Source organism: Microvirga massiliensis, from assembly GCF_001006805.1.
GTDB lineage: Bacteria > Pseudomonadota > Alphaproteobacteria > Rhizobiales > Beijerinckiaceae > Microvirga > Microvirga massiliensis.
The window spans coordinates 258,811-271,558 of sequence record NZ_LN811353.1; the positions used below are offsets into that span (position 1 = coordinate 258,811).

Annotated in this window: 14 protein-coding genes and 1 pseudogene; 3 read left to right on the forward strand and 12 right to left on the reverse strand. The window is 63.7% G+C overall.

The features are described 5' to 3' along the window. Positions 1-141: 141 nt before the first annotated feature. The 11 genes from BN1233_RS13835 to cpaB are packed head-to-tail and all read right to left on the reverse strand — an operon-like array spanning position 142 to position 10,733. Complete coding sequence (locus BN1233_RS13835) at positions 142-672, reverse strand: tetratricopeptide repeat protein (RefSeq protein ID WP_052763788.1); 531 nt, start codon at positions 670-672, stop codon at positions 142-144. 11 nt (positions 673-683) lie between these two features. Next, a complete protein-coding gene (locus BN1233_RS13840) occupies positions 684-1,649 on the reverse strand; it encodes a type II secretion system F family protein (protein WP_046864162.1) in 966 nt (321 codons plus the stop codon). Positions 1,650-1,653: 4 nt separating this feature from the next. Beyond that, on the reverse strand, positions 1,654-2,622 hold the full coding sequence (locus tag BN1233_RS13845) for a type II secretion system F family protein (protein WP_046864163.1): 969 nt from the start codon (positions 2,620-2,622) through the stop codon (positions 1,654-1,656). Between the two features lie 8 nt (positions 2,623-2,630). Then, on the reverse strand, positions 2,631-4,115 hold the full coding sequence (locus tag BN1233_RS13850; RefSeq protein WP_052763789.1) for a TadA family conjugal transfer-associated ATPase: 1,485 nt from the start codon (positions 4,113-4,115) through the stop codon (positions 2,631-2,633). A 4-nt stretch (positions 4,116-4,119) separates the two neighbouring features. Continuing rightward, positions 4,120-5,313, reverse strand: a complete 1,194-nt coding sequence (locus BN1233_RS13855; protein ID WP_052763790.1) for a CpaE/TadZ family protein — start codon at positions 5,311-5,313, stop codon at positions 4,120-4,122. A gap of 21 nt (positions 5,314-5,334) precedes the next feature. Next, positions 5,335-5,958: a TadE/TadG family type IV pilus assembly protein gene (locus BN1233_RS13860; protein ID WP_046864164.1), complete on the reverse strand. Its 624-nt coding sequence runs from the start codon at positions 5,956-5,958 to the stop codon at positions 5,335-5,337. A 4-nt stretch (positions 5,959-5,962) separates the two neighbouring features. Then, positions 5,963-6,478: a TadE/TadG family type IV pilus assembly protein gene (locus BN1233_RS13865; RefSeq protein ID WP_046864165.1), complete on the reverse strand. Its 516-nt coding sequence runs from the start codon at positions 6,476-6,478 to the stop codon at positions 5,963-5,965. 7 nt (positions 6,479-6,485) lie between these two features. Further along, a complete protein-coding gene (locus tag BN1233_RS13870) occupies positions 6,486-8,036 on the reverse strand; it encodes a pilus assembly protein TadG-related protein (protein ID WP_046864166.1) in 1,551 nt (516 codons plus the stop codon). Between the two features lie 15 nt (positions 8,037-8,051). Next, complete coding sequence (locus BN1233_RS13875) at positions 8,052-8,384, reverse strand: hypothetical protein (RefSeq protein WP_048709160.1); 333 nt, start codon at positions 8,382-8,384, stop codon at positions 8,052-8,054. Positions 8,385-8,395: 11 nt separating this feature from the next. Further along, positions 8,396-9,826 (reverse strand): type II and III secretion system protein family protein, encoded by a 1,431-nt coding sequence (locus BN1233_RS13880; protein WP_052763791.1) that lies wholly within the window; start codon positions 9,824-9,826, stop codon positions 8,396-8,398. A gap of 43 nt (positions 9,827-9,869) precedes the next feature. Further along, a complete protein-coding gene (cpaB, locus tag BN1233_RS13885) occupies positions 9,870-10,733 on the reverse strand; it encodes a Flp pilus assembly protein CpaB (RefSeq protein WP_147707234.1) in 864 nt (287 codons plus the stop codon). 241 nt (positions 10,734-10,974) lie between these two features. Between cpaB and BN1233_RS42900 the strand changes: the two genes are divergently transcribed. Further along, entirely contained in the window at positions 10,975-11,715 is a 741-nt protein-coding gene (locus BN1233_RS42900) for a thermonuclease family protein (RefSeq protein WP_048709162.1), read from the forward strand. Between the two features lie 141 nt (positions 11,716-11,856). Continuing rightward, a complete protein-coding gene (locus BN1233_RS13895; RefSeq protein ID WP_046864167.1) occupies positions 11,857-12,036 on the forward strand; it encodes a helix-turn-helix domain-containing protein in 180 nt (59 codons plus the stop codon). 106 nt (positions 12,037-12,142) lie between these two features. On the opposite strand, the gene BN1233_RS49675 is transcribed toward BN1233_RS13895, so the two are convergent. Next, positions 12,143-12,445, reverse strand: a complete 303-nt coding sequence (locus BN1233_RS49675; protein WP_244889830.1) for a hypothetical protein — start codon at positions 12,443-12,445, stop codon at positions 12,143-12,145. An 18-nt stretch (positions 12,446-12,463) separates the two neighbouring features. Here BN1233_RS49675 and BN1233_RS49680 point away from each other — a divergent pair. Continuing rightward, positions 12,464-12,748 (forward strand): annotated as a pseudogene (locus BN1233_RS49680) (class I poly(R)-hydroxyalkanoic acid synthase); the annotation flags it as partial.

Consider the following 12,748-nt stretch of genomic DNA (forward strand, 5'->3'; position numbering starts at 1 on the left):
GTGGGTCCGGCGCTACTCCGTTTCGGCCCTGCACCGCCCGCGCTCAGACCCTCTTCGTCATTGCGAACGCAGTGAAGCAATCTACCCGTCGACGGATGGTTCGCCTCCGGCTCGCAACTACGGAAGTGACGCCTGGTCAACTCAGCCGCGCTGCGACGCAGGTGCATTCAGGGCGTGGAGATTGTTCTGGATGAGCTCGCTGTCCGGCCGCTTTGCCGCCGCCGCCGTGAGATCCCGGCGCGCCTGTCGAACGTCGCCGCGCAGCATGTAGGAGTAGCCGCGGTTGTTCAGGAACTCCGCGGTCGGGCCCGTCAGCTTAAAGGCCTCTCCATAGGCCCGATCCGCAAGTTCCCAGCGCTTGAGCTCGTCGTAGCTTGCCGCTAGTCCGAGCCAAGCTTCGGGATTGCGGGGTTCACTCTCGACCGCACGCCGGAAATGCGCTTCCGCGAGCCCGTAGTTCTGGCTCCGGAAATGCTGCTTGCCGAGACCGACATCGTCCTTGATCTGGTCCGCCGGAGGGCTGCTGTGCAGAATCGGCTGGGTCGCCGAAGTGGCAGCGACGTCGGCCTCTCCGAAGCCGGGAAAACTCTGGCAGGCACCGAGGACGAGCGTTGCGGAGAGCGTTGCGAATTGAAGGATCCGCCGGGCAGCGGGACGATACGTGGGTGACATTCGAGATATCCTCACTGATTGCCGAAGCTCGTCATCAAGCGGATGGCTGCGGGATACATCAGCGTGACGATGAGAACAGGAAAGACGAAAAGCGTTAAAGGAACCACCAGTTTCGCCGGGAGCGCGTAGGCTTTTTCTTCTGCGCGCGACATGCGCTTGTTGCGCATTTCGTCACTGTAGACTCGCAGAGATTGCGAAAGACTCGTGCCGAGCTCCGCGGATTGCTGCAGAAGCGCCGCGAGCATCGAAGCCTCTTCGATTCCGAGCCGCTCGCCCATGCGCTCCAGCGCTTCCGTGAAGGACTTGCCCGCGCGGATTTCGAGGGACACCATGTAGAGGTTTTCCGCCAGAGACGGATAACCTTCGACGAGCTCCCGGGCGATCCGATCGATCGCAGCCTCCATGCTCAGGCCCGCTTCCGCGCACACGACCATCAGGTCCATGAAATCGGGAAAGCCCATGCGATGCTGATCGACACGCTGTGCGATGCGCCGCTTGATATAAAAGCTCGGAGCGAAATAGCCCAGGATCGCGAGTCCGATCGTCGCGAGCCAGAGATTCGCCGACGTCATCTCGGGCCTGAGTACCGGCAGCGCGAGCAAGGTGCCGACTCCCATTACAGCAGCGGCCGCGATCCGCGCTCCGAAGAAGATCGCGACGGCGCGTTGGTCGAAGAAGCCGGCTTGGACGAGCTGAAGGCGGATCAGCCGCCGCTCATGCGGATCGCCACCCGAGAACGTCGTCTCGAGATAGCCCACGAGGCGCTCGAGCGACGCCGAGTTCTGAGCCTTCCGGTCGTTCTTCGCGGCAACGGGCGCGGTCAGCCCCTCCTGGGCACGGCGACGAATGTCGCTGCGGCTCTGGATCAGGCTCCACGCCATGATCCCGATCATGCCGAGGCCCGAGGGGACGAGCAGCGCGAGCACGATCCCCCCGTCAGGGCCGAAAAGATCCGTGAAGAATGCAGCGAATTTCATGACTTTAGAACTTGAAGTTCACCATGCGGCGCATGATGAGATTGCCCACGAACATCCAGAACAGCGCACCTCCGAGCACGACTGTCGTGCTGGGGCGGTCCCACACGTAGCCGTAGAAGTCCGGCGAGACGAAGTTCACGAGAGCAAAGACCGCGAAAGGTGTGAGGTTCAGGATCATCGCGCCGGCCCTGCCTTCGGCGGACAGACCACGGATCTTGCGGCGCATCTTGAAGCGCTCGCGGATCACCTTCGCGAGATTCTCGAGAATCTGGCTCAGGTTGCCGCCGGTCGTGCTCTGGATGGCCACGGAGGTGACGAAGAGCGGAAGATCCTCCTGCCCGACCCGATGCATCATATTGCGGAGAGCCGTCTCGATATCCGCGCCATAGGTGATCTCGTCGGCGACCATGCCGAACTCGGTGCCGACCGGATCCGGCAATTCCCTGGCCACCATCCCGATCGCGATCGGCACCGGATGACCGGCGCGCAGCGAGCGGACGATGATGTCGATGGCGTCGGGAAACTTGGCCCCGAATTCTCCCTGCCGCTTGTTGCGCTTGACGATCAGGAGACCGAGCGGCAGCAGGACAGCGCCGGCACCGCCGGCGGCGAGCGCAATAACGGGATCCCGCTTTGCCATGAAGGCCGCGAAGGCGCAGGCCAGTCCGGCCCCGGCGATCATCAGGATCGCGCGTGGGAGTGAGATCTTCACTCCCGATTGCACGACCAGCCGGCTGAACCATGCGACTCCGAACAGGCTGTCACCATCGGCGCTCAATCCACGTTCACGCCGGAGCTGGACGAGAACCTTCTCGCGGCTCTCACCCTTGCCGGAGATCTCGAGGCGGCGATTCACGCGCGAGCGGTAGTCACGCGTGTTGCTGACGAGAAGGTAGAACCCCTCGGCTGCGAGAACGCCTGTGAGAGCCGCAGCGATGTAGAAGACGTAGAGCGGATTGAAATCGAAGATCATGGCCTGCCTCAGAGCGGCCTCGACGGATCGAAATAGTGCCCCGGGATGTTCACACCTGCAGCAACGAGATCATGAAGGAAGCGCGGGCGCACGCCCGTCGCGACATGGTGGCCGTGAATCGTCCCGTCCGGATCGGTCGAGGTGCGGACCCATTTGTAGATCTCCTGCATCTGGATGATGTCGCCCTCCATGCCGGTGATTTCGGCCACCGAGGTGACCTTGCGCTTGCCGTCGCTCATCCGCTGCAGCTGAACGATGAGCCGTACGGCTGCAGCGATCTGGCCACGGATCGAGGTCTGGCTCATGGGCAATCCGGCCATGCCGATCATCTGTTCGAGGCGCGAAATCGCCTCGCGGGGATTGTTGGCATGGATCGTGGCCATCGAGCCCTCGTGGCCCGTATTCATGGCCTGGAGCATGTCGAAGGCTTCCTCGCCGCGGCACTCGCCGAGAATGATGCGCTCGGGCCGCATGCGAAGCGCGTTCTTCACGAGATCGCGCTGCCGGATCTCGCCTTTGCCTTCGATGTTCGGCGGCCGGGTCTCCATGCGCGCCACGTGAGGCTGCTGGAGCTGGAGCTCTGCCGCGTCCTCGATCGTGATCAGGCGTTCCGTGTGCGAGATATAGGCCGACAACGCATTGAGCATCGTCGTCTTGCCGGAGCCGGTGCCGCCCGACACGATTGTCGTGATGCGCGCCTTCACGGCCGCAGCGAGCACCTCCGCCATCGGCGGGCGAATGGCGCCGACCTCGACGAGGCGATCGAGCGAGAGCTTCGATTTCGAGAATTTGCGGATCGAGACGAGTGGACCATCGACGCCGATCGGGCGCACCGCGCAATTGAAGCGCGACCCGTCGAGAAGGCGGGCGTCACAGAGTGGGCTCGACTCATCGACGCGGCGGCCGACCGCCGAGACGATCTTCTGGATGATGCGCAAGAGATGCGCTTCGTCCTTGAAGAGAGATGGGACGGGCTCAAGGAGGCCGCGCCGTTCGACGAAGATGTTCTGGTGGCCGTTGATCAGGATATCCGAGATCGTCGGATCCTTCAGGAGTGGCTCCAGTGGTCCGAGCCCGGTCATCTCGTCGATGACCTCGGAGACGAAGCCGTCGAGTTCCTTGGCGTTCAGCGGCAGGCGCTCGGCCACGACCCATTGCGCAATGATGCCGGAGATCTCTCGACGCAGCTCGGCCTCAGGCAGTTTCTCGAGAGCAGCGAGATTGAGCTCCTCGATCAGCCGCCGATGCAGGCGGATCTTGGCATCGAGGATCTTGTCCTTGAGCGCCGCATTCGGGCCGGACTCGCTGGGGGCTGCCGGGGGAGAGGTGACAGCAGGCTTTTCGGCCGGCGGCAGCGCAGCGGCCGGTGGAACGGCCTCGACACTCGGGACCGGAGGCGCCGGATCGGTCGTCGGCGGCGGGGGAGGGGGAAAGCTGACAGCCGGTGCAGCGACAGGAGAAACCGCAAGACGGGAGGAAAAGCGACCAAGCATCGGATTACGCCACGTTCGACAGGGAGGTCGGAGAGGACCGCAATTCTGCAGTGCTCTGGTTGAAGACGATCTTTTTCAAATCACTCGAAACGTTGCTTCCGGCCTTGATGTCCTCGAGGGGGAGGCCGCGGTCGATCGCTTCGCGCACGAGCTTGTAATTGTTGCTCACCGTGCCCGCGAGGAACCCGTCGAGCGCACGCTCGACATCGACCCGGCGTAGACCCGTCCCGAACAGGAGCTGCTGCTCGAACCGGTTCACGATGACCTTCGGCTTGATATCCGGGAGCCGCGCGGCGACTGCGCTGGCCCAACGGCGGCCGGCGCGCAATCCCGGGACCGTCATGTCGGTGACGACGAAGACTCGCGACGAGCCGAGAAGGACCTGGTCGGTCCAGGTTTCCCAGGAGCGAGGGAGATCGATCACGACGCGCTCGAAGCGCGCCGACACGAGATCGAGCAGACGCAGCACGAAAGCCGGATCGAGGAAATTTGCCTGCGTGGGCCGCGATTTCGTCGCGATCAACGACAGCCCGCATTTGTGTCGGCTGAGCATGACTTCCAGGAGTTGTGCGTCGAGGCGTTCGGGAGCGCTCATAACCTCGTCGAGGTCGAGGCGCGGCTCGAGATCGAGATAATCCGCGCAGGCGCTGTTCTGCCAGTCGAGGTCGACGAGACAGGTCGTATCCGCCTCCTTGGAGTCGCGCATCTGCAGCATCGCGGCCTCGATCGCGAGTGTCGTCACCCCGACACCACCCGCGGCCGACAGGAAGGACAGGATCTCTCCCCCGGAACTGGGCCCTTCGACGGCGCCGCGCAGCGCCCGAATGCAGGCGCGCAGCACCTCCTTCGGATCAACCGGCTTGCGCAGAAAATCCGCGACGCGGATCTGCATGAACCATCGCGCCAGTGCATCGTCGAAGCCGTCGGTCAGGACGATGACCGGTACCGCGAGACCCAGCCGGGCGATGAGGCCTTGCAGCGCGAGCAGGCTCTCCCGGCGGCGGGAATCGAGATCGACGACGATCACGGATGCCTGTTCGAGTTCCGGCTGGCGCGCGGCGCTCTCGACCGGTTTGTGCACGACGACGGCTGTGACGCTGCGAACCGGGCCGAGAGTAGCGGCGATGGCGTCGATGAGTTCCGTCTCCGCGCCGATGAGCAGGATTGTGGGCGTAGTGTTTGTATCCGCCTGCATCATTCTTGTTCGTTCCCGATATGGTTAGCGGCCGGTAAGGTCTTCGCCCGTGGCCGTCGCCATGAGTCCGGTCATGGGAATGCCGCGAAGCCCCAGGAGATCGCCGAGGAGGATGAAGTCGTAGCTGAGCCCGACGAGCCGCATGGTGATCGTCGGAATGGGTCTGATTCCGCTGATGCCCGCGAGACCGATGCCCGAATGGACATAGTCGATCGCGATATTGGCTGGCGTGACCTGCGGCAGGATCTGGCACATGGCAGGATAAGGTTGCGGCGCTGTCGGGCAGGATGTGTTCCCGCGGCCATAGACGATCGTCTGCAGCGCGCCGAGATCGAAACTCCCGCCGGTGCAAGTTCGCATGCTGCCGTTGCAGCGCCGCTCGAAATAGGGCATCGGATCGCCAGGTTGTGCCCCGATTTGCGTTCCATCGAAGGTCGCGAGGTCCTTGGAGACCGGATCGCTCACGGCCGCGAGCCGCACGCCGAGCTGAACCGCCTTTGCGGCGCGATTGTGCTGCCAGAGCGCGACACCGAAATCCATGGCGGCCAGCAGAAGGAGGATGAAGAAGCCGCCGAGCAGTCCGAATTCCACGGCAGCGACGCCGCTCTCGTCTCTGCGCAGGCCGCGCAAGGCGCTTTTGAAATGCATTCTCTCAAATCGCCACATGACGTTCCTCATGGGCTGCAGTGACCACGACGGGTCCGATGCCGAGGGCGCGCAACATGCCGATACCCGTGTAGTTCATGGTCCCGGTCACACGCACGATGTAGATCTTGTCATCGCCCCGATGCTGACGGAGGCCGCTCGTCTCATCACGCGGGTTGGCGACCGGCTCGTAGGTGACCTGTACACCGGCTGCGGACCAGTCGCGCACGCGCGGCGTCCCGCCTGTCGTGATCGTTCCCATGGTCGCGAGCAGCCGGGCGCGCTGCTCGAAGGTGCTGCGCGTCGCTGGCGGAGCTACGGGAAGACCCGGCATGCTCGCGAGATAGCGCGCGGCATCGCGCACGCCGGTCTGCATTAGCTCGGTCGAGCGCAGCATGCTTCCGTATTCGATGATCCCGGCCGTTAGGAAGACGAGGAACGGCGTCGCGATGGCGATTTCCGTGGCAACCGACCCCGATCGATCGCTCTGGAAGGAGTGCAGAGGATGGAGACGTCCGGACATGATTGCCTCACCGATGCAGGCGCACGATGTCATGGACGATGCCCCTCGCGGTCGTCGTCCCGGGCTCGACCACGTCCACGAGCTCGACCCAGAGAGTTCCGTCGTTCTTATCCATCGGTTCCGTCATGAAGAAGACCCCGAAGGCCGTGACCGGCATCGGCGGTGCGGAGCCGCCGCTGATCGCGTACTCCTCCTCGAGGGCCTGGCAATCCATGATTGCGCCGTAGAACACACGGCGATCCAGCGGATCTTCCTCGGGGGTCGGAAGAGTTTGCGTCGTGCATTCGGGTACGCCTCTTTCCTTTTCGGCCCCTGAGCCCTGAATCCCGCGCACGGTTACGTTCCTATAGAGGCCGTTCTCGAGCTCGTAGCGGTAGACCTCGTAGCGGGACGGGAGATTGCTGTTGCTCCAGCCGTTCGGTTTCGGCGTCGAGGGGCCATGCACGTAGGACCAGTAGGTCTCGAAGTCCCAGCTCCCGTCGCCGACGCGCCCGCCCATCGATGCGCCACCAAAACTGCAGCTGTTCGTATAGAAGCAGCTATCTCGCGGCAGCCCGAGCGCCGGAACCTTGTTGCTCACGTTGACTGCCGGCGTCGCGGTGCGATCGTAGGCCAGCGTCGCATTGCAGGCATTCGAGCCGGAATAGGACCAGCCCTTTCGGACATTCAGCGCCGGCCGGTAGACCGGATTGTTCCGCTCGCTCTTGAAGTATCCATCGTAGATGTCGAAGCGGGTATTCATGGCTTCGGCCGTGGACGCGATGGCGCCTGTCCTGAGCTCGACGCCACTGTGTTTGTAGCAGCCTTTCGGTTCGGCCGCGGCCATCGCTTCGCGGACTTCGCTCGCACCGCTGCCGACGGCAGGTTGCAGGTAACCGAAGTTGCCTGGGAAATACGTGGTGGATTTCTCCTTCATCGCAATCAGGCGCCGCTTGTTCAGCGGGTCCCGGATGGCGGTGAAGAGATTCACGCCAGTGCGCTCGAACGGATTGCAGATGAAAAGCGGCGAAACCTTGCAAGCAATGCTTTCAAAGCCCGCAACGGCGCGCGAGGGCGATACCTGCCGCTCGCCTCCATTGCCGATCACGCCGCCGAACAGGCTTTGAAACCTGACCGGCGGTGCCGAGACTTCGACGAATTTGGCCTTGCGCGGGTCAGCCGTGACGTTGGCGGCGGTGATCGGCGCGGATTCCTGCGCCGGCAGCGAGCTCAGGAAGCGGATTCCGACCGAGTTTCCATCGATCGCGGAGTCGCCTTCGCCGAAGCGCGCGTCGTTCTGGACGAGCGACGTGATCGCCCTGTTCGCACGAACCAGCGCGTCGGGCCGGCTGTCGAGCTCTGCAGCTCCGGCGAGCGCCAAGGCATCCGCGCCCTGCTGGGCCGATGTATGGAGGTTGAACTCGCGGCCGCCATCGATCGCGAGCATGGCGAACCCGAACAGCACCGGGACCGTCAGCGCGATCGGAACCGCCATGCCGCCGTGGTCGTCGCGCCGAAAGCGCGCAAAGGCGGCTCTGGCACCCGAAGGAGCGAGGCGATCATCGGAGAGACAGATCATCGGCGGCACTCCCGCTCACTTCACTGCGCCGTTAGCTCCCGGCGCGAATGGCGCCATGGGAACGAGGGTGATCGGAGGAGAGGCTCCTTCGCCTGGCGGCACGCCGCCATTCTCGTAAGCCTCAATCGCCCGTGCGACGCGCCGGCCGCTGACCGGGATCCGTGTGTCCGCCGAAGCGCGGGGCCACGGATCGATCGTGTGCACGGCCCTGTTCCAGGCGATCGCATCGCCGGCATCGAGTGACACGGTCTCGTACCGCTGCAGGCGGTCCTGGCAACCCGCCAGAGCAGCAGCGATCACCAGGCTGCCGAGGCCGCGCGTCAGGAAGAACTTGATGGGGTTGCTCACGGGAATGCCTTTCAGCGCAGATCGAGGAAATGGCCTCGCGGCGGCAGCGGGAAGGTGCCGCTCACGCGAGCTTTCGCGACGGAGACCTCACCCTTGCCGGCGAGGAACAGATCAAGGTCGTTGCCGGGGCGGGTGTTGTCGAGCGGCGTCTTGAGACGTTGGCCAGGTTTTGCGGGCTGCACGAGACGCGGTGTGACGATGATCGCGAGATCCGTCTCCTTCTTCTCGAAGGCGGCAGAGCGGAAGAGTGAGCCCAGGATCGGCACGTCTCCGATCCAGGGAAGCTGTTCCTTGGTTTCGTGGTTGATGCTCTGCAGAAGGCCGGCGACCGCGAAGCTCTGTCCGTCGCGCAATTCCACCACGGTGCTGGTGCGCCGCACGATGAGCGCCGGAACGGCGACCGCAGCGGTGCGCACGGTATTCGTGTAATCGAGCTGGCTCACTTCCGGCTCGATGCGCAGGTTGATCACTCCGTTGGCGAGCACCGTCGGCGTGAAGGTGAGACTGACGCCGAACTTCTTGTAATCGACGGTGATCGTGTCGCGGTCGCTCTGGACCGGGATCGGGAACTCGCCTCCGGCCAGAAAGTGAGCCTTCTCGCCGGAGAGCGTGATGAGGTTCGGCTCGGCGAGCCGGCGGGCAAGGCCCCTCTCCTCCAGGGCCTCGACGAGGACGTCCGCCTCGACGCCGCTCGAAAGAACGCGTCCAAGCACGGCTCCGAACGGCGTGCCGCTCGCGACGCCGAACCCGGAGGCCGCCGCGAAATTGTTGGCCGCCTTCGTCGGATTCCCGAAGTTCTCGCCGATGGCGCGCCAGCTCACGCCGAGTTCCCGCGCGGCACTGCGCGAAGCTTCGACGAAGCGGACCTCGAGCATCACCTGCTGCGGGTTGCGCACGACGAGGTCATTGACGATCTCGGCGCCGTAATGCTTGGCAACCGTCACGGCCTTCGCGGCCGCGACCGCATCGCCGACGTCACCCGAGAGGACCGTGCGGCCGTTGGACGACGACACTTTCGCACCGGAATCCGGAGCAACGCGGTCGAGATCCGATGCGATCTTTGCAATGTTGTAGCGGACCTCGACCTCGATGACGCCAATGAGCTGCTTCGCGGCGTCATAGATCGAGACATTGGTCGTGCCGAGCTTCTTTCCGAGCACATAGAGTGAGCGGTCCGTCAGCGGCATGACATCCGCAATATCCGGGTCGCCGACGACGAGGTCCGCAAAGCCGCGGTTCGTCTGGATTGTGTGCGAGCGTCCCTGCACGACGCGCACCGCGCTCGGACGGCCGAGCGCCACCTCGACGAATTCAGTCTGCGCGCTGGCCGGCTGCGCGGATAGGCCTGCGAGAAGGAGAAGCGCCGCAACGGGTGTAGCAAGAGCCATTCGAGCAGCTCGCTTCTTGCGCCGCGAGGATGTCTTTGGATCGATCGGGTTCATTCTGAACCTCCGGGAGGCGGAGTGATTGCGGGGCTTGGTTTTGTCAGTGCGTGAACTGCACGGGCACGCTGTATTCCTGGCGCTTGAGGCCACGGGACACACCGACGGCCATCGTGCGGCGCGGGCCTACGGTGCCCGTAGGAGTCGCATCGACTCCTTCCGGAACCGGAGGTCCGTCGGGCTGGGCGAGATCATTCACCGCGACGCGCTGCGTCGGCTCGTAGGTTGCGACGCCGGCCGCTCGCAGCGTCAGCGAAAGGGTGCCGACGGACGCTGCGAGCGTGAGCTTTTGCGCCTGGGCCGTCGTGACCTCGAGGGTAACGGCCTTGACGATCGCGGGCTTGTCGGCCCGCTCGTCCGCGCTCTGGTCGACCGCAAGAACGCGAATTCCCTGGAGGATGACATCGGCAAACCCGTCCTCGCGATCCGCCGAGCGAGTCAGAAGCACATCGACGCGTTCGCCGGGCAGGATGAAGCCTGCGACGCCAGCAACGTCGTTTACCCGCACCGTGAAGGCCTTCATGCCCTCGGTGAGCACTGCGGACAGGGATGCTCTCTGGCCCGGCCCCGTGATCCGGGTGCGCAGAATCGGTTCGTTCTCCTCGGTGCCCGACAGCGCGACCCGGCGCGTCGTGCCATCGAGAATCTCCTCGATCGATCCGAATGCCCCTTTCGGGAGGGCGCCCTGCGGCCACTCGATCTCGCGCAGATGCTCGCGGGAGAGTTCGGTGCCGAACTTGAAGGGAACTGCTGCGACGACGATCTTCTGGGTAGCGGCGGGCTTTGCGACCACCTGCATCTGCTGCAGACGGCTGGACTGGCGATCGAGCCATTTCTGCCCGGCCCATACGGCCGCCGTCCCGAAGACGAGGGCCATGACGATCATCATGACGGTTCTGGAGCGCACGGTCTTCTTCCTGCTGTGCGAGAATTCGTTCTCGCGCTCAGGACACCCCGGCTGCAGTGAATAGGAAGTAAAACGGATTGCAGACTTGCGGTCTGCGTAAACCGATCCTTTTCAGCTCCGATTGGATTGTCTTGCTTCATAGTTCGTAAACTGGAAGCTCAAAGATCTCTCTGGAAGTCGTTAAATCAAATGCAGCACATTCCGAGTTCTGCTGTGGGGACAGACACCCACGGTGCTCACAATGAATGACCTTCGGATCGGATCGACGATTTGGCTCACGGCGCCGGAGCGCCCGAGGCTCCTGGATTGCTCGCGGTCGGCGCGCCTCGGCCTCATGGCGAGAACGGTGGTCATTGGCGGAATTGCACTCGCCTTTGTGGTCGGCGCTGCGAACCCGGGCCCCGCGAGCGTCGAGGCCAAGGCCGGTCCCGTCACGGCAAGACCGCCGAAATCGACCACGCGTCTGCCGGAGGTTGCCGGGCGCCTTGCTCCGGAGCCCGAGGCGACCGGAACGGCTTCCGTTCAACACGTCGTTCCCAAGGGCCCGTTCCACCCCGCACTCATGGCGCCGGCCGTGAAGCTCGCAAGCCTCACCGAACCATCACCGGCCTCAACGGGTTTCGTGCCACGACCCGTGGTGCTGGAGCGATGGACAGAGGAGGAGTTCAAGCAGGTTACAGTAATCGACGGGCGCACGCTGGCAGCCGGTGATTTGCGTATCCGCCTCATCGGCCTCGACCTGCCGTTGCCTGATCAGGTCTGCCGGACCCTCGACGGGCGCTTCGAGGCCTGCGCGAGCCGCGCCGCGACGCAGCTCGAACTTTTGACGCGTTGGCGCCAGGTCACCTGCCATTATCGGCGTGAACCCGGTGGCGATGCGATCGGGCGCTGCAGGATCGGGACGCAGGACCTCAGCGACCGAATGATCAAGACCGGGTACGCTTGGCAGACGGCAGCACGACCGGCAGGCCTGACGCCCTGACGGCCATCTTGCAGCATTGGAGGCGATACCCACTGCCACGTCCGTCCCGACGCGCGCCAATCTTGACCTCCGGTCCATCGGCTTGCTCTGGGGGCTGACCCGGACGAGATTGACGCGACGAACCCGCCGGACTGGACGACATTGCGCATCTTTCTGGCGGCTCCCGAACTCGGCAGCCTGACCAGAGCTGCTGGAAAGTGCGGCATCGCGGTATCCGAAGCCGCGCGGCGAATTCAGGATCTCGAGGTCGATCTCGGTGTGCGCCTCCTCGACAGGAGTGTGCGGGGCGTGACGCTCACTGCCCCACGCCAAGGGACATGATCGGAGAAATCCGTTGGTTCCTAACCTACTGCCAAAATTTGATCCCCAGCCGCACAGGGTTGGTGGTATGAGTAATTAGGACCTTGTTCTGAGGGGGGAGTGACGGTCAGAAACTCGAGGCTTCAGAATGGGCCAGGGACAATTTGAGACGGCACGAACCGTCAGCGACGAAGCCAAGAATCCGCAGCGGTTTGTGCAGAACATGGTGCGGCTGGTCGAAGAAGCGGGCAAGGCAGTTGCCGTCTTCATACAGCCCCATGCGATCAATCCAGCGCCTTTTGCCCTGCACGATGATCTCGCTCCAGCCCTTGGAACACTGAGCCAACTCCAACGAGCGTGGCTGCAACAGCCCGACAAAGTGTTGGAAGCGCAATTTGCGCTCTGGAGCAGCAGTCTCGACTTGTGGCATTCCTCGATGTGCCGGTTCATGGGGCTGAAGAACGGAGAGGCAAGGCCGATTGCTATCTCGCTCCCGGACGACCCTCGGTTCAAGCATCCGGCCTGGTCAGGCTGCCCCTACTTCGACCTGCTGAGACAATCTTACCTGATCACTTCGAACTGGGCAGAATCCCTCGTCAATACGGTCGAGGATCTCGATCCACACACCCGAAAGAAGGCTCGTTTCTACACGAAGCAGATCGTCAACGCGGTCGCTCCGTCGAACTGGGTGTTCACGAATCCCGAGCTTCTGCGTGAGACCTTCGCCTCCGAC

Excerpts from the sequence above, each read along its gene's own strand:
- BN1233_RS13835 (WP_052763788.1), bottom strand. The coding sequence starts at position 672 with ATGTCACCCACGTATCGTCCCGCTGCCCGGCGGATCCTTCAATTCGCA.
- BN1233_RS13840 (WP_046864162.1), bottom strand. The coding sequence starts at position 1,649 with ATGAAATTCGCTGCATTCTTCACGGATCTTTTCGGCCCTGACGGGGGG.
- BN1233_RS13845 (WP_046864163.1), bottom strand. The coding sequence starts at position 2,622 with ATGATCTTCGATTTCAATCCGCTCTACGTCTTCTACATCGCTGCGGCT.
- BN1233_RS13850 (WP_052763789.1), bottom strand. The coding sequence starts at position 4,115 with ATGCTTGGTCGCTTTTCCTCCCGTCTTGCGGTTTCTCCTGTCGCTGCA.
- BN1233_RS13855 (WP_052763790.1), bottom strand. The coding sequence starts at position 5,313 with ATGATGCAGGCGGATACAAACACTACGCCCACAATCCTGCTCATCGGC.
- BN1233_RS13860 (WP_046864164.1), bottom strand. The coding sequence starts at position 5,958 with ATGCATTTCAAAAGCGCCTTGCGCGGCCTGCGCAGAGACGAGAGCGGC.
- BN1233_RS13865 (WP_046864165.1), bottom strand. The coding sequence starts at position 6,478 with ATGTCCGGACGTCTCCATCCTCTGCACTCCTTCCAGAGCGATCGATCG.
- BN1233_RS13870 (WP_046864166.1), bottom strand. The coding sequence starts at position 8,036 with ATGATCTGTCTCTCCGATGATCGCCTCGCTCCTTCGGGTGCCAGAGCC.
- BN1233_RS13880 (WP_052763791.1), bottom strand. The coding sequence starts at position 9,826 with ATGAACCCGATCGATCCAAAGACATCCTCGCGGCGCAAGAAGCGAGCT.
- BN1233_RS42900 (WP_048709162.1), top strand. The coding sequence starts at position 10,975 with ATGAATGACCTTCGGATCGGATCGACGATTTGGCTCACGGCGCCGGAG.
- BN1233_RS49675 (WP_244889830.1), bottom strand. The coding sequence starts at position 12,445 with ATGCCACAAGTCGAGACTGCTGCTCCAGAGCGCAAATTGCGCTTCCAA.